This is a genomic window from Bradyrhizobium sp. LeoA1Lang (assembly GCF_055413685.1).
This window is the reverse complement of the sequence record NZ_JBVAPG010000039.1, coordinates 1-18,011: the sequence shown is the minus strand read 5'-3', so window position 1 is coordinate 18,011 and position 18,011 is coordinate 1. Positions and strand designations below refer to the sequence as shown.

General features: G+C 63.1%; 16 protein-coding genes. 6 read left to right on the top strand and 10 right to left on the bottom strand.

Features of this window, described 5'->3' with window-relative positions; translation table 11 throughout:
• The first annotated feature begins 176 nt into the window (after positions 1 to 176).
• On the top strand, positions 177 to 1,040 hold the full coding sequence (locus ACZYOF_RS15610; RefSeq protein WP_463716306.1) for a cell envelope integrity EipB family protein: 864 nt from the start codon (positions 177 to 179) through the stop codon (positions 1,038 to 1,040).
• Positions 1,041 to 1,171: 131 nt separating this feature from the next.
• On the opposite strand, the gene ACZYOF_RS15605 is transcribed toward ACZYOF_RS15610, so the two are convergent.
• Together ACZYOF_RS15605 and ACZYOF_RS15600 are read right to left on the bottom strand one after the other, a co-directional pair.
• Positions 1,172 to 2,479, bottom strand: coding sequence for a DNA polymerase IV (locus ACZYOF_RS15605; protein ID WP_463716305.1), 1,308 nt, complete (start codon positions 2,477 to 2,479; stop codon positions 1,172 to 1,174).
• Positions 2,458 to 2,757 (bottom strand): DUF3572 domain-containing protein, encoded by a 300-nt coding sequence (locus ACZYOF_RS15600; protein ID WP_028163956.1) that lies wholly within the window; start codon positions 2,755 to 2,757, stop codon positions 2,458 to 2,460. Before ACZYOF_RS15600 ends, ACZYOF_RS15605 begins: the two co-directional genes overlap by 22 nt.
• Before the next feature lie 226 nt (positions 2,758 to 2,983).
• Between ACZYOF_RS15600 and ACZYOF_RS15595 the strand changes: the two genes are divergently transcribed.
• Positions 2,984 to 3,349 (top strand): response regulator, encoded by a 366-nt coding sequence (locus ACZYOF_RS15595; RefSeq protein ID WP_027581229.1) that lies wholly within the window; start codon positions 2,984 to 2,986, stop codon positions 3,347 to 3,349.
• 15 nt (positions 3,350 to 3,364) lie between these two features.
• Complete coding sequence (locus tag ACZYOF_RS15590) at positions 3,365 to 4,738, top strand: PleD family two-component system response regulator (protein ID WP_282532104.1); 1,374 nt, start codon at positions 3,365 to 3,367, stop codon at positions 4,736 to 4,738.
• 57 nt (positions 4,739 to 4,795) lie between these two features.
• On the opposite strand, the gene ACZYOF_RS15585 is transcribed toward ACZYOF_RS15590, so the two are convergent.
• Positions 4,796 to 5,404 (bottom strand): TetR/AcrR family transcriptional regulator, encoded by a 609-nt coding sequence (locus ACZYOF_RS15585; RefSeq protein WP_463716304.1) that lies wholly within the window; start codon positions 5,402 to 5,404, stop codon positions 4,796 to 4,798.
• Positions 5,405 to 5,538: 134 nt separating this feature from the next.
• Here ACZYOF_RS15585 and ACZYOF_RS15580 point away from each other — a divergent pair, with 134 nt between their 5' ends.
• Both ACZYOF_RS15580 and ACZYOF_RS15575 read left to right on the top strand, forming a co-directional pair.
• Positions 5,539 to 6,774: an MFS transporter gene (locus tag ACZYOF_RS15580; protein WP_130580384.1), complete on the top strand. Its 1,236-nt coding sequence runs from the start codon at positions 5,539 to 5,541 to the stop codon at positions 6,772 to 6,774.
• Between the two features lie 546 nt (positions 6,775 to 7,320).
• On the top strand, positions 7,321 to 8,727 hold the full coding sequence (locus tag ACZYOF_RS15575) for an ammonium transporter (protein ID WP_282532103.1): 1,407 nt from the start codon (positions 7,321 to 7,323) through the stop codon (positions 8,725 to 8,727).
• Here ACZYOF_RS15575 and ACZYOF_RS15570 read toward each other — a convergent pair.
• The 7 genes from ACZYOF_RS15570 to topA all read right to left on the bottom strand — a co-directional run bounded on the left by ACZYOF_RS15570 (position 8,724) and on the right by topA (position 17,330).
• A complete protein-coding gene (locus ACZYOF_RS15570; protein WP_463716303.1) occupies positions 8,724 to 9,242 on the bottom strand; it encodes a hypothetical protein in 519 nt (172 codons plus the stop codon). The genes ACZYOF_RS15575 and ACZYOF_RS15570 overlap by 4 nt on opposite strands.
• Before the next feature lie 89 nt (positions 9,243 to 9,331).
• On the bottom strand, positions 9,332 to 9,499 hold the full coding sequence (gene rpmG, locus ACZYOF_RS15565) for a 50S ribosomal protein L33 (RefSeq protein ID WP_027581235.1): 168 nt from the start codon (positions 9,497 to 9,499) through the stop codon (positions 9,332 to 9,334).
• A gap of 127 nt (positions 9,500 to 9,626) precedes the next feature.
• On the bottom strand, positions 9,627 to 10,952 hold the full coding sequence (locus tag ACZYOF_RS15560; protein WP_463716302.1) for an LLM class flavin-dependent oxidoreductase: 1,326 nt from the start codon (positions 10,950 to 10,952) through the stop codon (positions 9,627 to 9,629).
• 103 nt (positions 10,953 to 11,055) lie between these two features.
• Positions 11,056 to 11,802, bottom strand: coding sequence for an NUDIX hydrolase (locus ACZYOF_RS15555; protein ID WP_463716301.1), 747 nt, complete (start codon positions 11,800 to 11,802; stop codon positions 11,056 to 11,058).
• Positions 11,803 to 11,838: 36 nt separating this feature from the next.
• Positions 11,839 to 12,279, bottom strand: a complete 441-nt coding sequence (locus ACZYOF_RS15550; protein ID WP_130580390.1) for a DUF983 domain-containing protein — start codon at positions 12,277 to 12,279, stop codon at positions 11,839 to 11,841.
• Positions 12,267 to 14,597 carry a ribonuclease R gene (gene rnr / locus ACZYOF_RS15545; protein WP_463716300.1) on the bottom strand — a complete coding sequence of 777 codons (2,331 nt, stop codon included), beginning with the start codon at positions 14,595 to 14,597 and terminating at the stop codon, positions 12,267 to 12,269. The genes ACZYOF_RS15550 and rnr overlap by 13 nt, the downstream gene beginning before the upstream one ends.
• On the bottom strand, positions 14,598 to 17,330 hold the full coding sequence (gene topA, locus ACZYOF_RS15540) for a type I DNA topoisomerase (protein ID WP_463716299.1): 2,733 nt from the start codon (positions 17,328 to 17,330) through the stop codon (positions 14,598 to 14,600). It lies immediately after the preceding gene.
• Positions 17,331 to 17,557: 227 nt separating this feature from the next.
• Between topA and ACZYOF_RS15535 the strand changes: the two genes are divergently transcribed.
• The gene (locus ACZYOF_RS15535; RefSeq protein WP_165421243.1) at positions 17,558 to 17,800 is read left to right on the top strand and encodes a hypothetical protein; all 243 of its coding nucleotides are present in this window, start codon (positions 17,558 to 17,560) and stop codon (positions 17,798 to 17,800) included.
• Positions 17,801 to 18,011 lie beyond the last annotated feature (211 nt).

Here is an 18,011-nt window from a genome sequence, read left to right as displayed (position 1 = left end):
TCAAGTCGGCCGCGGATCGGTCAAGAACGGCGCTTTGCTGCGTAAACCCTGATGAAATATGCCAAAAAACGCGTCGCTCGCGTTCTCGGCGTTACCTTTTTGTGAAACTGCCCCAGTTGCGGCGCAATAGAGCCGTCACTATTGTGACGAATCGTCCGTTTCCTAAAGGGATATACATGGCCCGCCTGTTCCGGATTCCGCCTCGCGTTTTGGCGATGACCATTGCCGTAGCCGCAGGATCGGGATTCACCAACGGAGCGGCCACGGCCGGAACGGTGCCGTTTTTGTCGCATCAGGCGCTCTACGATCTCAATCTCGTGAAGTCGCGCGGCTCCAACGCGATCAGCAGCGTGCGCGGGCGCATCCTCTATAATTTCTCCGGCAGCACCTGCGAGGGCTACACATCCGAATTCCGCCAGGTATCGGAGCTTGACAGCGGCGAGGGCAAGGTCACGCTCTCCGACCTGCGCTCTTCGTCCTGGGAGGATGCCGCCGGCAAGAGCTACCGGTTCAAGATCGATACGCGGATGAACGACGGCGATTCCGCGCCGGTGGATGGCGTGGCGGAGCGGGTGGGCGACCACATCACAGTCAAGCTGAAGCAGCCGGTGGCGAAGACCTTTCAGCTCGACGGCAAAGTCGTATTCCCGACCGAGCAGATCCAGCACATCATCGCCGCCGCGCGCGAGGGCAAGAGCGTGCTCGAGCTCACGGTCTATGACGGCTCCGACAATGGCGAAAAGGTCTACAACACGCTTTCTGTGATCGGACAGCCGATCCCGGGCGAGCGCGCGCCGACATCACCCGATGCTTCGAGCACGAACGATGCGATGAAATCGATGACCCGGTGGCCGGTGACGGTGAGCTATTACGACCGCGACGCCAAGGCCGTTGATGGCGAGCAGACGCCGGTCTACGCGATGTCGTTCGAGCTCTACGAGAACGGCGTCTCCCGTGCGCTGGTGCTGGATTACAATGATTTCGTGATATCAGGCGCGATGGGCAAGTTCGACGTCAAGGACGCGAAGCCCTGTAAGTGATAGGGGGCCGTTGGGCTCACCTCGTCATGCGCGGGCTTGACCCGCGCATCCATCACCCTTCAGAAGATTCCTTTCGGAGTGGATGGATTGCCGGGTCAAGCCCGGCAATGACAACGGAAAGACGGACGACGTCACTCCGTCTTCGCCGGCCCCTTGTAAGAAATTCCCCTAATCACCGCGGCGTTTCCGAATTTCTTCCGCAGGTCGTCCATCGCGCGCTCGGCGTGGGCGGAGCGTCGGTCGAGCATGTCGGTGTCGTCGGCCGCCGATCCCGGCCGCAGCGCGCTGACGCCGACACCCATCAGGCGGAAGGCGGTGCCGTCGATCTCCTTCGCCGCCATCTCGCGCGACACCGCAAAGATCTTTCCGGCGAGCTGGGTCGGCGCCGCGATCGATTGCGAGCGGGTGCGCGGGCGGAAATCGGCGGTCTTCAGCTTCAACGTGATGGTGGAGCCTGCAAGCTCGCTGTTCTTCAGCCGCGCCGAGACCTTCTCGGACAATCTCCACAGCAGCCTTTCCAGCGTGACGAAATCGCGGATGTCGTTCTCGAACGTGGTCTCGCTCGAGATCGTCTTGGCGCCGCGATCGGCTACCACGCGACGGTCGTCGATGCCGCGCGCGAGCCGCCACAATCTACGGCCCTCGTTCGCGAACTGCTTCATCAGCTCGTTCTCGTCCGCGCGCTGCAGGTCGGCGATGGTGCGATAGCCCCGCTGGATCAGCCTTTCCTGGGTCGCAGGCCCGACGCCGAAGATGAAACCAACAGGCTTGTCCGCGAGCATCTCGCGCGCTTCGTCCTGGTCGAGCGTGGCGAAGCCGCGCGGCTTGTCGAGGTCGGAGGCGATCTTGGCCAGGAACTTGTTGCAGGACAGCCCGACAGACACCGTGATGCCGATATTGCGCTCGACGTCGCGGGCAAAGCCCGCCAGCACCTTCGCCGGGATCATGCCGTGGACGCGCTCGGTGCCTGAGAGATCGAGGAAGGCCTCGTCGATCGACAAGGGCTCGACCAGGGGCGTCAGCGCCTGCATCGCGTGGCGCACCTCGCGGCCAACGCGGACGTACTTCGCCATATCCGGCGGGATCACGGTCGCGGACGGGCACAGCTCGATCGCCCTGAACATCGGCATGGCCGAGCGCACGCCAAAGGTCCGCGCGACGTAGCAGGCGGCCGAAACCACGCCGCGCTTGCCGCCGCCGATGATGACGGGCTTGTCGGCGAGATCAGGGTTGTCGCGTTTCTCGACCGTGGCGTAGAAGGCGTCGCAATCGATATGCGCCAGCGCAAGCCGCGGCAGGGCGTGATGGCGAACCAGGCGCGGCGAGCCGCAATGGCTGCAGCGCCTTGCCTTGAAGTCGAGGTCGCCGAGGCAATCCCGGCAGAAGCAGCGGGGGCCGTTGCTCGTGAGCGCCGCGCTCACGGCACGTCGCGTTCCCATTTGGGATCGTTCAGGACCTGGTGGGCCGCGGCAATGTTGGTTGGGTGCAGCTCGGAAGCCTTGGCAAACGCTTGCACGGTCGCATCGTCCCGCATCACGAAATCGAGCACCGAGCTAAGGAACTTTGGGTCGGAGGCGGCGGAGCGGAGCGTCTCGGGTCCGATTCCCGTCTCGGCCAGGAACAGGCCCAGCCTTTCGGGGTCGCCGGCGATGAAACCCAGCGCCTGAACCGCAACGATTTCAGCTACTTCACGGGGGTTTTGAACAGGCTTTTTCAATGGTCGGTTTGCCTTTCCGTTAACTTATGTTCTCTAATGACACGCATCATGCCCGAGTCTTTCGGACCTGTTCAAGCAAGTGGAAACCACGCCACACAAGATAGCGGTCGGGCTTAACGGGTTTGAGCGAATCTGGCGCTAGTTTGAATTTACATTTCGACGCGCTCGACCGCGGTACCGGACGTACCGTATCAGGGACTGTTTCCTACGGCTTTGGAGGGACGGGATGGCCAAGACCGTCCTGATCGTGGAGGACAACGAGCTCAATATGAAGCTCTTTCGCGACCTGCTGGAGGCGCACGGTTATCAGACCTCCGGCACAAGCAATGGCTTCGAGGCGCTCGATCTCGTCCGCAAGCTGCATCCCGACCTGATCCTGATGGACATCCAGCTTCCGCAGGTCTCCGGGCTCGAAGTCACGCGCTGGATCAAGGACGATCCCGATCTGCGCAAGATCCCGGTGGTCGCGGTCACGGCGTTCGCGATGAAGGGCGATGAGGAACGCATCCGTGAGGGCGGATGCGAGGCCTATTTGTCCAAACCAATTTCGGTCGGCAAATTTATTGAGACTGTCCGACGCTTTATCGGGTAGGGGAGTTGAGTTTCGATGTCTGCGCGTATCCTCGTGGTCGATGACGTTCCCGCGAACGTCAAGTTGTTGGAAGCACGACTGTCGGCCGAATATTTCGACGTGCTGACCGCTTCCAACGGCACTGAGGCTCTGCAGATCTGCGCCCGGGCTGAATGCGACATCATCCTGCTCGACGTCATGATGCCCGACATGGATGGCTTCGAGGTATGCCGTCGCCTCAAGTCCAACCCGGCCACGCACTTCATTCCGGTGGTCATCGTCACTGCGCTTGACAGCCCGGCCGACCGCGTGCGCGGGCTGGAAGCCGGCGCCGACGACTTCCTGACCAAACCTGTGTCCGACGTCGTGCTGATCGCACGCGTGCGCTCGCTGACACGACTGAAGATGATGACCGATGAATTGCGCATGCGTGCGATCACCTCGCTCGAGATCGGCATGCAGGCGCCCGAACGCAGCGCGATTGCCGACAAGGGGCTTGGCGGCCGCATCCTTCTGGTCGATGACCGGCCGTCGTCCTACGAACGGCTCGCGCCGATGCTGTCCGCCGAGCATACGGTCGATGTCGAGACCAACCCGGCCGAAGCGCTGTTCAATGCCGCCGAGGGCAATTACGACCTGCTCATTGTCTCGCTCAGCCTCGACAATTACGACGGCCTGCGGCTCTGCAGCCAGGCACGTTCGCTGGAGCGCACCCGCCAATTGCCGATCCTCGCCATCTCGGATGCCGACAACAATGCGCGGCTGCTGCGCGGGCTTGAGATCGGCGTCAACGATTACCTGCTGCGGCCGATCGACAAGAACGAACTGCTGGCGCGGGCGCGCACGCAGATTCGGCGCCGGCGCTATACCGATCATCTGCGCGACAATGTGCAGAACTCGATCGAGATGGCGATCACGGACGCGCTGACCGGGCTGCATAACCGCCGCTACATGGAGAGCCATCTGGCGACGCTTGGTGAACAGGCCTCGGCCCGCGGCAAGCCGCTGGCGCTGATGATCCTCGACATCGATTACTTCAAGGCGATCAACGACACCTATGGTCATGACGCCGGCGACGACGTCCTGCGCGACTTCGCGACACGGATCCGCAAATCGATCCGCGGCATTGATCTCGCGTGCCGCTATGGCGGCGAGGAATTCGTGATCGTGATGCCGGAAACCGACCTTCACGTCGCCAGCATGGTCGCCGAACGCCTGCGCCGCTCGATCGCCGGTGAATCCTTCGCCATCAACAAGGGCGCCAACCGCATCGAGGTCACGATCTCGATCGGCCTCACCACGCTGGAGCGCAAGGGCGAGTCGGTCTCCGACGTGCTCAAGCGTGCCGACAACGCGCTCTACCGCGCCAAGCACGATGGCCGGAACAGGGTGGTCTCAGCGGCAGCGTAGCCGCCTCGGATGAAGTTGCGTAGCCCGGATGAAGCGAAGCGCAATCCGGGTTTCGTCTCAATCCTCGCGTAGGCTCCCCGGATTTCGCTCCGCTCCATCCGGGCTACTGACCTTTACCCCAGCATTCTCCAGCAGTACTCGTGCAGCATCTTTCGCGGCACGCGCCATCGCAGGGTCGTCGCGGACGAGATCCTGTGCGATCGAACCGTCGACCAGCAATTGCAGTTGGGTCGCAAGTCTCTCCGGATCAGCAACGCCCAGCTCGACCAATCGATCGCGAAACCACAGCCGCCGACTTTCCTTGAAGGCGATGGCGATTTCCTTCACCGACTTGTCTTCGCCACCGAGTTCGGCGACCGCATTGACGAAGGGACAGCCGCGAAAATCCTTGGCGCCGAAACGACGCTCCAGCGCATCGAAGGTGCCGAGGATCTGCTCGACCGGTGACTTGTCCGACGGCTTCGGCTGCACGAAGCGATGCTCCAGATAGGCCGCGATCAGCGCGTCCTTGGACGGAAAGTGGTTGTAGAGCGTGCGCTTGCTGATGCCGATCTCGGCGGAAATCGTGTCGACGCCGATGGCACGAATGCCCTTCAGGTAGAACAACCGGTCAGCCGTCTGAAGGATCCGGTCCTTCATCGTCTGTTTCTGGTGCGGAGAAGCCATGCAACGGCTCCGTATCTCACTCGCTTGACAGCACCTCCCTCTTATAGCCAAGTTACACAGGTCTGTGTAACAAAAAATTTCGTGAATCGCAGGTCGGCTTTGCTGCGCCGCCATCGATAGGGAGAACAAAAACAATGCCCTTGCTGCAAATCCTGCGTCCCACGCTGCCGATCCTGATCGGCGCCTCGATCATGCTCACGCTGAGCATGGGCCTGCGGCAGAGCCTCGGCATCTTCATGCAGCCGCTGACGCATGACATCAGGATTTCAGTGTCCGACTTCACGCTGGCGCTGGCGGTGCAGAACCTCGCCTGGGGCTTCCTGCAACCGCTCGCCGGCGCCATGACGGTGCGGTACGGCTTTCGCCCGATCATGGTGGTTGGTTCGCTGCTCTATATCGCGGGCCTTGGGTTCATGGCGGGCGCGCACGGCGTCATCAGCATCATGATCGGCGGTGGGGTCCTGATCGGTACCTCGCTTGCGTGCACGGCAGCCGCGATCGCGATGTCGGTCGCAGCCCGCGCGGTGCCGGAGACGGTGCGCTCAACGGTGCTTGGCATTGTCTCCGGTGCCGGATCGCTCGGCGCCCTTCTGTCGGCTCCGATCGGACAGCTCCTCAATGAGGGTTTCGGCTGGCGTGTCGGTTTGATCGGCTTCGTGGTGCTGGCGCTCGCGATGATCCCTGCCGCCTGGTACGCGGGTCGGATCGACCAGGTTCCGCTGCCCAAGCCGACGTCATCCGAAGACATCGGCGAGGCCACCGCAGCCATCGCCGCGCGAGCGGCGTTCGGTAATGCTTCCTTTGTGGTGATGACTTGCGCCTATCTCGTTTGCGGCATGCAGCTCGTCTTCCTCACCACGCATCTGCCGTCCTATCTCGCGATCTGCGGCCTCGATCCAATGCTGAGCGCGCAGACGCTCGGCATGATTGGCGGTTTTAACGTACTCGGCTCTCTCTTCTTCGGCTGGGCCGGCCAGCGCTGGAACAAGCTTGCGCTGCTGGGCATGATCTACATCCTGCGCTCGCTGGCGCTCGCCTGGTATTTCATGCTGCCGGCGACGCCCGCCTCCACGCTGCTGTTCGGCGCCATCATGGGCTTCCTGTGGATGGGCGTCGGTCCGCTGGTCGCGGGCGCAGTGGCGGAGATGTTCGGGCTGCGCTGGCAGGCGATGATCCAGGGACTTGCCTTCATGAGCCACCAGATCGGCAGCTTCCTCGGCGCCTATGGGGGAGGGCTGCTGTACGACGCGCTCGGCTCCTACACCATGGCCTGGCGCATCGGCGTCGCGCTCGGGCTCGCCGGCGGCATTATCCAGGTGGCGTTCGCGCTGATGCGGCCCTCACAGCCGCCGCTATTGAAGGCGGCGTAAGGTCCGCGCCGGCGGCTAATTTTCCGCAGAGGACTGCTGCCCACGCGGACGGCAATCGCGGCTGATTAAATTATAGTCAGTGAGGTGCTTTCAAAATCGGCAGTAGCCAAGCCAGTTCACGCGTTGGTGAACTAGAGACGATGTTGATTCAACAGGTTTTCTCTGCATGGTTGGTGGCACGAAACTTGATTGATTCTGGCTAAGAATTGGGAGTCGGAGACCGGCACGGGCGTCTTCCGACTTTGGCGTCCCTGATAGAGGCTGGCAGGCCATGAGCCTAGTCGCCGCCAATCTCCAGCCATCGAAGCTCGACGGCCTTGCCGCGGCGCCGAGCTCCCTAAGCTTTGTGCCCAAGGTCGGGGGTACATTGCCAATTCTGGGCAAGCACTGCGGGCCAATTGCGGCGCTCCAAAACACTGCGAGAACCGGACGAGCGGGCGACGCCAGGCATTTGGTGACGTCCGTCGAGCAGCAAGCCGCGAGCATTGCCGGCGCGGCAAGCCTCTCCTCAAGCCTTTCGCTGACTTCTCTTGCCACGGGAGGAAGATGATGCACGCAAGAACATCTGCGAGCCAAAGGCTCGTGAAATTCGCGGCTGCTTTCCTGGCGACTTTCTTGGGAATTGCGCTCCTCAGTCTCGCACTGGGCGACATTGCGTTTGCCCAGGACGCGGCGCCGCCGGCCTGCGGCGGCAAGGTCCTTGAAAAGTGCACGCCGAACTCCGGCGATACGGCGTGGATGCTCACTTCCGTCGCGCTCGTCTTGATGATGACGATCCCGGGCCTCGGCCTGTTCTATGGCGGCATGGTGCGCAAGAAGAATGTCGGCGACACCGTGATGACTAGTTTCGCGGTCACCTGCCTCGTCACCATTCTGTTCGCCATCCTGACTTACAGTATGGCTTTTCGTACTGGCACGCCCTTTGTCGGCGGGCTCGATCGCATGTTTCTCAAGGACATCCTGAGCGACATCGGCAAGGGCGGAATTGGCAATCCCAATCCGCTTGCTCCGACCATCCCCGAGGCCGTGTACATCTGCTTTCAGATGACATTTGCGATCATTACGCCCGCGCTGATTGCCGGCGCATTTGCCGAGCGCATGAAATTCTCGGCCATGCTCTGGTTCATCGGGCTGTGGGCGATCCTGGTCTATGCGCCGGTTGCGCACTGGGTCTGGGGGCCCGACGGAGTCTTCGCCGCTGCCAACGAGAACGCATGGGTGAAGGTGCTCGATTTCGCCGGAGGTACCGTCGTGCACATCAATGCCGGCGTGGCAGGTCTGATGTGCGCCATCATGCTCGGCAAGCGAAAGGAGACGGGGCCTGCCCATAACATGGTGCTGACCTTTGTCGGCGCCTCTCTGCTGTGGGTTGGCTGGTTCGGTTTCAACGCCGGCTCCGCCGTCACGGCAGGGATGCAGGCTGGCATGGCGATGCTGGTGACGCAGATCGCCACGGCGGTTGCTGCTTTCACCTGGATGCTGGTGGAATGGACGCTCAAGGGCAAGCCGACCGTCGTCGGGATCTGCTCGGGCGCGGTCGCCGGCCTTGTTGCCATCACGCCGGCTTCCGGTTTCGTGGCGCCGATCGGTGCCTTCGCCATCGGAATCGGCGCCGGTGTCTTCTGCTATTGGGGGTGCACCGGCTTGAAGCGCGCGTTCCACTATGACGACGCACTGGATTGCTTTGGCGTGCATGCGATTGGCGGCATCGTCGGCGCACTGCTCACCGGCGTATTCGCGGTCGAGCAATACGGGGGGACGCCGGGCGTTCTGGAGGGCAACGCTGGTCAGTTCTTCAACCAGTGCGTCGGTGTTGCCACTGTGATCGTCTACGATGCCGTCGTCAGCCTGATCATCCTCGCCGCGGTCAAGGTGTTCGTCGGCCTCCGCGTGCACGAGGACGCCGAGCGCGATGGCCTCGACCTCGCGCTGCATGGTGAAGTGGTGCACTAGCTCCGATAGTAGCGCCACATCCTGAGGAACGTCCGATGAATCTCGTCGGGCGTCCGGTCGAATGGCTCCAGGTTGATGCACACCACGCCACGGTGGTCCATGCGCCATGGCAGCCGCATCAAGCGGCGATAAGCCGGCTGCTTGCGCCAGTCGGCCACGAGCGCGCCGCTGAGGGGCATGCTGAGCGCAATCTGCAATTCATGAACGGTCATCGCGCGCTCGGCGATTTGAACGAGGTCGATGCGTTCGATGGCGCGCCACCGGATCAAGCCGAAAGCCTGGATGAAGATGCCGTACTGATTGGCGCCGATGGTCGGGCGCCCGGTCTCCAGCAACGGGATGTTGTAGTAGGTAAAGCCGGCCGCCGTTACCGTGAGCGCCAGCCAGTAAACCGCGCCGGTGATCCAGGCGGCTGTGAAGAAGATCGCGGCGAGGGCGGCGGTGATGTAGACAGGAAAGTAGATGTCCTCGCGGCCGTATGCGACCGAGTAGCCGCCAGCATTTCCTTCGTTCAAGGTCGCGATCATGTGAGCCCTATGCCCCCGGGCCACAAAATAAAAACGGGGCCGCGAGGCCCCGTTCGAGTGGGTAGTGTCCCGCGATCTTACTTGATCTTGGCTTCGCGGAATTCGACGTGCTTGCGCGCAACCGGATCGTACTTCTTCTTGACCAGCTTGTCGGTCATGGTGCGCGAATTCTTCTTGGCGACGTAGTAGTAGCCGGTGTCGGCGGACGACACGAGCTTGACCTTGATGGTGACCGCCTTGGCCATGTCAAAACCTCAGGAAAATAATGGGGTATCTGGAGCCGGCCAAGCGGCCCGCGTTTGGCCGGCAAACTAGTCAGAATCGGCCCAAAGTCAAGGTTTTCCAGACCCAAACCGGCCCAATTCGGGCGGATCAGTGCGCGAAAAACCGGTTTTTCGGCCGCGGCAGGCCCAGATTCTCCCGCAGCGTCTTGCCTTCATACTCCTTGCGGAAAATCCCGCGCTTCTGCAGTTCGGGGACCACCTTGTCGACGAAATCGTAGAGCCCGCCCGGCAGATAGGGAAACATGATGTTGAAGCCGTCGGAGGCGTAGCTCGTCAGCCATTCCTCCATCTGGTCCGCGATCAGTTTCGGTGTCCCCACGAACGCTAGCCCGCCATAGCCGCCGACGCGCTGCGCGAGCTGGCGCACGGTGAGCTTGTCGCGCGCGGCGACGTCGACCAGGCGCTGGCGCCCGCTCTTGCTGGCATTGGTTTCCGGGATCGGCGGCAACGGCCCGTCCGGATCGAAGCCGGACGCATCGGTGCCCAGGATCACCGAGAGCGAGGCGATCGCGCTGTCGTAATGCACCCGGCTGTCGAGCAACGCGCGCTTCTCCTTGGCCTGCTCGGCGCTGTCGCCGACCACGACGAAGGCGCCGGGCAGGATCTTCAGATGCTCGCGGTCGCGGCCGAGCTTGTCCATGCGGCCCTTGATGTCGGCGTAAAGCTTCTGCCCGTCGCTGAGGCTGCCGCCGCCGGTGAACACCGCTTCCGCCGTCTCCGCCGCGAGCTGCTTGCCGTCCTCCGAGGCGCCCGCCTGCACGATCACCGGCCAGCCCTGCACCGGACGGGCGATGTTCAGGGGACCGCGAACCCTCAGGTATTTTCCCTCGTGATTTAGCACATGCATCTTCTCGGGATCGACGAAGAGCCCGGACTCGACGTCGCGCACGAAGGCATCATCCGCAAAGGAATCCCAGAGGCCGGTGACGACGTCGTAGAACTCCCGCGCGCGGCGATAGCGTTCGGCGTGCTCCATATGGTCGTCGAGGCCGAAATTGAGCGCCGCATCCGGATTGGAGGTGGTGACGATATTCCAGCCCGCACGGCCGCCGCTGATATGGTCAAGCGAGGCAAAGCGGCGGGCGACGTGATAGGGCTCGTCGAACGTGGTCGAGCCGGTCGCGACCAGGCCGATATTCTCTGTGACCGTCGCGAGCGCCGACAGTAGCGTGAACGGCTCGAACGAGGTCACGGTGTGGCTGCGCTTCAGCGCATTGATCGGCATGTTCAGCACGGCCAAATGGTCCGCCATGAAGAAGGCGTCGAACTTGCCGGCTTCCAGCTTCTGGGCGAGCTGCTTGATATGGGAAAAGTTGAAATTGGCGTCCGGCCAGGCGCCAGGATAGCGCCATGCGCCGGTGTGGATGCTGATCGGCCGCATGAACGCGCCGAGCTTGAGTTGACGCTGTGCCATCTGCCCCGTTTCCATGTGGGTCGTTCAAAACCAGATAGGCACGAAGCGGGACGGCGCCACCGGGAAGATTATTTTGTTTTTGCACACTTTCGCGACATGCCTGTCACGCGCCCAAAATGTCCTTCTGCATCCTGCCGCCGTAGAAATGGAAGAACGGCACCGGCGCGTCGTGGCTGAGGGGGCCAGTAGCGAGCCGTCGGTCGAGCTCGGCGAGCACGTTCTTGGTCATGGCATGCGCATCCGCCAATGGCTCGGAGCCGATCTCGACCCAGACCAACTCGACCAATTCCGCATCGGCATGCACCACGCCCTCGACGCGGTGGGCGATGGCGGAGGCATCCGCCGTGAAGAAGCGCGTGTCGAAGCGGCGGACGCGGCCGGGTGGGGTGATCGCGCGCGCGATCAGGAACAGGCCGGAGGGATCGGGTAATAGGCCGGCATCGGCAAACGGCGCCCAGGGACCATCGAGCTTGCCAGGCTTCTCGACCTTGCGGCCGAGGCACAGACCTGTCTCTTCGCAGGCCTCGCGGATCGCCGCATTGGCCAGCGCGCGAGCTCGGCCGGGCGTGATCTTCGGGCTGCCCTTGAGCAGGTTGGCTTCAAGTTCATTGCTGATTGGAGCGGCGACCGGCACGCGGTTGTCGGCCTTGTCGACCCGGCCGCCGGGGAAGACATATTTGCCGGGCATGAACACGACCTTGTCGTGGCGCTTGCCGACCAGCACCTTCGGCCTCGCGCTGGAGCGATCGATCAGGATCAGCGTCGCGGCATCCTTGGGCCGGAAATACGGGTGATGATCGGCCTCTTTTCCTTCCTCGACTTGCTTGAGCGCGGTCGTTGCTTCAGTCATTCCATCCCCGTTTGTTATTTTTTGAACTTAAGGCTGTCAGACCGGCGGAATATCGTCCGGCGCGTTCTCATCGAAGCCGTGCATCCGCATCGCCCACTGGAAACCCACGACTGCGCCCTTGATCGGCTGCAACAGCAGCAGCGACAAGATCAGGGTCAGCGGCAGATAGATCGAGAGCTGCAGCCAGATCGGCGGTGAATAGTTGGTCTCGATCCACAGCGCGAGCGGCACGACGAAGTGGCCGACGATGACGATGACGAGATAGGCCGGCAGGTCGTCGGCGCGATGGTGCGAAAAATCCAGGTCGCAGACCGGGCAGTGACCATCGACCTTGAGGAAGGCGCGGAACAATTTGCCTTCGCCGCAGCGCGGACAGCGGCAACGAAAGCCGCGCTTCAACGCCGTCCACAGGTCCCGCCGCTCGATCGACGCGGCGTCGCGGGTCCACACCGTCGTTGCGGGCTTCAGCGTTTCCATGACTTGCCTCGCTTCGATTTGTCGGACTTCTGCTTGCCCGGCTTGCGATCCTTCTTGCTCGGTGCGCGCCCCGCTTTCGCGCCACGCACTTCTTTCTTCCGTTCGCGCCGGCCCTCGCTTTTTCTGCCGCGCGGAATGGCTTGTCCGCCCGACAGCAATTCAAAGCGCAAGGCGCCTGCGATCGGAGCAGCTTCTACCAGACGCACGTCGACCACGTCACCCAATCGGTGCATGGCACCGCTGCGGGAGCCGATCAAGGCATGCCGTGTCTCATCATAGTCGTAATATTCGGTGCCAAGCGTCCGGATCGGGATCAAGCCGTCGGCGCCGGTGTCATCCAGCTTGACGAACAGTCCGGAGCGGGTGACGCCGGAAATGCGACCCTGAAAGCTCGCGCCGACGCGATCGGCAAGATAATGCGCGATCAGCCGGTCGGCGGTCTCGCGCTCGGCCTTCATCGCGCGCCGCTCCGTCATCGAAATCTCGGCGGCGATCTCCGCAAGCGTCTCCGGCGTCTCACTGTCAGGTAGGGCGCCATCGCCGAGCCCAAGCGCGCGGATCAACGCACGGTGCACGATCAGGTCGGCGTAGCGGCGGATCGGCGAGGTGAAATGCGCGTATCGCCTGAGGTTCAGGCCGAAATGGCCGTAATTCTCGGCGGAATATTCGGCTTGCGCCTGCGAGCGCAGCACCACCTCGTTGACCAGCGTCTCGTAATCCTCGCCTTCGACCTGCGCCAGCACGCTGTTGAACACGGACGGCCGCAGCGCGCCGGCCTTTGTGAAGGGCAGATCGAGCGTCTTGAGGAATTCCTGGAGGTTGTAAACCTTTTCCTGCGTCGGCTCATCATGCACGCGATAGATCAGCGGCAGGCCCTTCTTCTCGAGCGTCTCGGCCGCGGCGACATTGGCGAGGATCATGAACTCCTCGATCAATTTGTGCGCGTCGAGACGTTCGGGGACGATGACGCGGTCGACCGTGCCGTCCGCCTTCAAGAGGATCTTGCGCTCGGGCAGATCGAGGTCGAGCGGATCGCGCTCGTCGCGCGCCAGCTTCACGAGCCTATAGGCGGTCCAGAGCGGCCCCAGGATCGGATCGAGCAGGGGGCCGGTGACATCGTCCGGCCGGCCGTCGATCGCCGCCTGCGCCTGCGCGTAATGCAGCTTGGCGGCCGAGCGCATGAGCACGCGGTGGAACGTGTGCGAGCGCTTGCGGCCATCGGCGCCGATCACCAGACGCACCGCGAGTGCGCCGCGCGGCTCGCCCGGCACCAGCGAGCAGAGATTGTTGGAGATGCGCTCGGGCAGCATCGGCACCACTCGGTCCGGGAAGTAGACCGAATTGCCGCGGATCAGCGCATCATGATCGAGCGCCGAACCCGGACGCACATAATAGGCGACGTCGGCGATGGCGACGTGGATGACGTAGCCGCCCTTGTTGTGCGGATCGGGGTCGGCTTCCGCATGCACCGCGTCGTCGTGATCCTTGGCATCCGGCGGGTCGATGGTGACGAGCGGCACGTCGCGCCAGTCCTCGCGCCCCTGCAGCGTCGCAGGTTTAGCTTCCTCGGCCTCGCGCAAGGCGCCACGCGAAAATTCCTGCGGGATCTCGTGGGCGTGGATCGCGATCAGGCTGATCGCCTTTTCGCTCGCGATCGAGCCGAGCCGCTCCTTCACCTTGCCCGACGCGAGGCCGAAGCCGCGGCTGCGGACGAGATCGACGCTGACGAGGTCGCCATCCCTGGCGCCGGCGGCGTCGGCCTGGGCGATGTTGAGTTCGCGCCCGGCCTGCTTCTTGTCCACCGGCACCAGCCGGCCGCCGCCCTCTGGCAGCGCGCGGAAGATGCCAAGCACGCGGGTCCTGGCGTGGTCGATGACCTTGATGATGCGGCCGCGATAGGGCGTGCCGTCGGCTTCATCCGTCATCTCGATGCGGAGCAGCGCGCGGTCGCCGACGCCGGCGGTGGTGCCGCGTTTCTGATGGCGCGGTGTGACGATGCGGATTTTCGGCGCTGTGCCGTTCTCTTCCGTATCCCACTCGGTGGGCGTCGCAATCAGCTCGCCGTCGGCATCGCGGCCGGTGACGTCGGCCATGACCGTCGGCGGCAGCGCGGCCGGCTCGTGAATCTTGCGGCCGCGCTTGGCGATGGTGCCGTCGTCGGCGAGCTCGCGCAGCATGCGCTTCAGCTCGACGCGATCGGCGTTCTTCAACCCGAATTCGCGCGCGATCTCCCGCGTGCCGACTTTTCCGGGATTGGATCGGATAAAGGCGACAATGGCGTCCCGGGCCGGAAAGCCATGGTCATGCTTTTGTTTCACTTACCCTCGAGCCTTGCCCGCGCTTTTCTTCGCGGGCGTTTTCGATGTTGCGGCAGGTTTTGCCGCTGATGTCTTCGCTGCCTTCACCGGCTCGCGCGCCTTGCTGGCGGCATCCGATTTCGGCTTGCTTGCGGCCTTCTTAACCGCTGCCTTCTTGGCTGGCTTTGCCCCGGCTTCGCCGTCAGGCTTCGCCGCCTTGGCTTTCTTCGCCTTCACCTTGCCGCCGCCCTTGGCTGCGCGCTCGTCGATCAGCGCGATCGCGTCCGCAAGCGTCACCTCGTCGGGCGTCTTGTCGCTCGGGATCGTCGCGTTGACGCCACCAGCGGTAACGTAGGCGCCATAGCGGCCGTTCTTCAGTGCGACCGCGCCAAGCGCCGGATGATCGCCGAGCGGTTTTCCGGGATCGGCGCCGAAGCGCCGGCCGCTCGGACCTTTCGCGATCTTCTCGGCGATCAGCGTCACCGCACGGTTGAGGCCGATGTCGAAGACTTCGTCGCCGGCTTCCAGCGAGGCGTAGGTCTTCTCGTGCTTCACGAACGGACCGAAGCGGCCGATGCCGGCGGTGATCGGCTCACCCGTCTCCGGATGCTTTCCGATCTCACGCGGCAGCGACAAAAGTTTTAACGCGAGCTCGAGATCGACGTCGTTGGGCGAGGTGCCCTTCGGAATGCCGGCGCGCTTCGGCTTCTCGCCTTCGGCATAATCCTTCTGCTCGCCGAGCTGGATATAAGGGCCGAACCTGCCCGCCTTCACGGTGACGTCGAAGCCAGTGTCCGGATCCTGGCCGAGAACGCGGTCGGCGGCGGCCTCGGAATCGGCGGCGAGCGGCCTTGTGTAGCGGCATTCCGGATAGTTCGAGCAACCGATGAAGGCGCCGAACTTGCCGGCCTTGAGGTTCAGCCGGCCGGTGCCGCAGGTCGGACACTGCCGGGGATCGCCGCCATCCGCGCGTGGCGGATAGATGTGCGGACCCAGCATCTCATCGAGCACGTCGAGCACCTCGGCGACGCGCAAATCCTTGATGTCGTTGACCGCGCCGATGAAGTTGCGCCAGAAATCCTTCAGCACCTGCTGCCAGGAAATCTCATTGTTCGAGATGCGGTCGAGCTGTTCCTCGAGATCGGCGGTGAAGTCGTATTCGACATAGCGGCGGAAGAAGTTCTCCAGGAACGCGATCACGACGCGCCCCTTGTCCTCGCCGTACAGGCGCCGCTTCTCGAGCTTCACATAACCGCGGTCCTTCAGCACCTGCAGGATCGAGGCATAGGTTGAGGGCCGGCCGATGCCGAGTTCTTCCATGCGCTTGACCAGCGACGCTTCCGAGAAGCGCGGCGGCGGCTCGGTGAAATGCTGGGTGACGGCAAGATCCTGCCGCTTCAGCGGCTCGCCCGCGCTCATCGAGGGGAGGCGGCGGGAGTCTTCGTCTTCCTCGTCGTCGCGGCCTTCCTGGTAGAGTGCGAGGAAGCCGTCGAACTTGATGACCTGGCCAGTGGCGCGCAATTCCAGCACGCGCGAGCCGGCCTTGGCTTCGATGTCGACGGTGGTGCGCTCCAGTTCCGCCGATTCCATCTGGCTCGCGATGGTGCGGGTCCAGATCAATTCGTAGAGCCGAGCCTGATCGTTATCCAGGCGCCGGCGGAGGTCGTTGGGCCGGCGCGAGAGATCGGTCGGGCGGATCGCTTCGTGCGCTTCCTGTGCGTTCTTGGCCTTGGCCTGGTACTGGCGCGGGGCATCGGGCACGTAGGCGTTGCCGAAGTCCTCGCCGATCACCTTGCGCGCCTGGGTGATCGCGGACGGATCGATCTGCACGCCGTCGGTACGCATATAGGTGATGAGGCCGGTGGTCTCGCCGCCGATGTCGATGCCTTCATAGAGCCGCTGCGCGATGCGCATGGTGTGGGCCGGCGCGAAGCCGAGCTTGCGGCTGGCCTCCTGCTGCAGCGTCGAGGTGGTGAAGGGCGCCTGCGGATTGCGCCGCGCGGGCTTTGCCTCGACAGTCGCGACCTTGAACAGCGCGGCTTCGATGGCTTTACGAAAATCTTCGGCTTCCGCGCCCGAGCCGATGTCGAGCCGCGCGATCTTCTTGCCATCGGCGCCGACGAGCCGTGCCTCGAAGGCTTCGCCGCGCGGGGTCAGAAGCGTCGCGACCAGCGACCAATATTCCCTCGGCACGAATTTCTCGATCTCGAGCTCGCGGTCGCAGACCAGCCGCAGCGCCACCGACTGCACCCGGCCGGCGGAACGCGCGCCCGGCAATTTACGCCAGAGCACAGGGGAGAGGGTGAAGCCGACGAGATAGTCGAGAGCGCGGCGCGCCATGTAGGCGTCGACCAGCGCGCCATCGATCTGGCGCGGCGCCTTCATCGCTTCCGAGACCGCCTGCTTGGTGATGGCGTTGAACACCACGCGCTCGATCTTCTGATCCTTCAGCGCGCGCTTCTCCTTCAACACCTCCAGCACGTGCCAGGAGATCGCCTCGCCCTCGCGATCAGGGTCGGTCGCGAGAATCAGGCGGTCGGCACCTTTCAGCGCCTTGGCGATGTCGTTGAGTCGGCCGGCAGCCTTGGGATCGACCTCCCAGATCATCTGGAAATTGGCGTCCGGATCGACCGATCCGTTCTTGGCGGGGAGGTCGCGGACATGGCCGAACGAGGCCAGGACCTCGTAGGAGGAGCCCAGATATTTGTTGATAGTCTTGGCTTTGGCCGGCGACTCCACAATGACGATATTCATGTCATTCCAATAGCTTAGGGGAGGAACTGAAAGCGAGCTCCGCGAGACTCGCGATCCGCTCTGTCGGGGCGAACATGGGTGTTGAGGGGCCCCCTGTCAAATCGAAGGATATTGAGAGGGTGGAGCGGGTCTACGACTTAATATCTAGGAAGTTGCAGAATGCGTCCTAGAGTTGCGGCCGAAAAGGGCCTATCCTTGATTCAAAATGGTGCCTTTGGAAAAAATTTTTGGCTAGGGCGGGAGGCCGCCGGAAGCGCTCGGCTTCCGGTCGGGAAAAGCGATCGCAACTGGATGAGACCGGCGAGGAGGGCGGCCCTGACGAGGCTGCGGCCTTCATTGCGGAGACTGTTACCGAGTTGGTGAAACTCGCGGAGCGCCACCGCCTGGAGGTCTTGAGCCATCTCTTGGGCATGGCGAAGCTCGAGGCCGAAGAGCGGCTGCGGCTGCGCAGCAAGCGCAAGCTGTCGTGAGAGGGTTGGTGGGTGCTGCTAGACCTTCATCCTGAGGAGCGGCCTCTTCGCCGCGTCTCGAAGGATGAGGCCCCGCCTGTGGCCTCGGAGGGTGTCAGAAAGAATGTGTAAGCAGGTTTCTGTGAGTTTACCTTACCGAGGAGACTCACATGACGACCGACACGACGATTACACCTGAACTGCTGGATCAACTGCTTGCTAACTATGAGAA

Bases quoted from the DNA above. Each gene is read 5' to 3' on its own strand.
- ACZYOF_RS15610 (WP_463716306.1), top strand. From the start codon at position 177: ATGGCCCGCCTGTTCCGGATTCCGCCTCGCGTTTTGGCGATGACCATT.
- ACZYOF_RS15605 (WP_463716305.1), bottom strand. From the start codon at position 2,479: ATGGGAACGCGACGTGCCGTGAGCGCGGCGCTCACGAGCAACGGCCCC.
- ACZYOF_RS15595 (WP_027581229.1), top strand. From the start codon at position 2,984: ATGGCCAAGACCGTCCTGATCGTGGAGGACAACGAGCTCAATATGAAG.
- ACZYOF_RS15590 (WP_282532104.1), top strand. From the start codon at position 3,365: ATGTCTGCGCGTATCCTCGTGGTCGATGACGTTCCCGCGAACGTCAAG.
- ACZYOF_RS15585 (WP_463716304.1), bottom strand. From the start codon at position 5,404: ATGGCTTCTCCGCACCAGAAACAGACGATGAAGGACCGGATCCTTCAG.
- ACZYOF_RS15580 (WP_130580384.1), top strand. From the start codon at position 5,539: ATGCCCTTGCTGCAAATCCTGCGTCCCACGCTGCCGATCCTGATCGGC.
- ACZYOF_RS15575 (WP_282532103.1), top strand. From the start codon at position 7,321: ATGATGCACGCAAGAACATCTGCGAGCCAAAGGCTCGTGAAATTCGCG.
- rpmG (WP_027581235.1), bottom strand. From the start codon at position 9,499: ATGGCCAAGGCGGTCACCATCAAGGTCAAGCTCGTGTCGTCCGCCGAC.
- ACZYOF_RS15560 (WP_463716302.1), bottom strand. From the start codon at position 10,952: ATGGCACAGCGTCAACTCAAGCTCGGCGCGTTCATGCGGCCGATCAGC.
- ACZYOF_RS15555 (WP_463716301.1), bottom strand. From the start codon at position 11,802: ATGACTGAAGCAACGACCGCGCTCAAGCAAGTCGAGGAAGGAAAAGAG.
- ACZYOF_RS15550 (WP_130580390.1), bottom strand. From the start codon at position 12,279: ATGGAAACGCTGAAGCCCGCAACGACGGTGTGGACCCGCGACGCCGCG.
- topA (WP_463716299.1), bottom strand. From the start codon at position 17,330: ATGAATATCGTCATTGTGGAGTCGCCGGCCAAAGCCAAGACTATCAAC.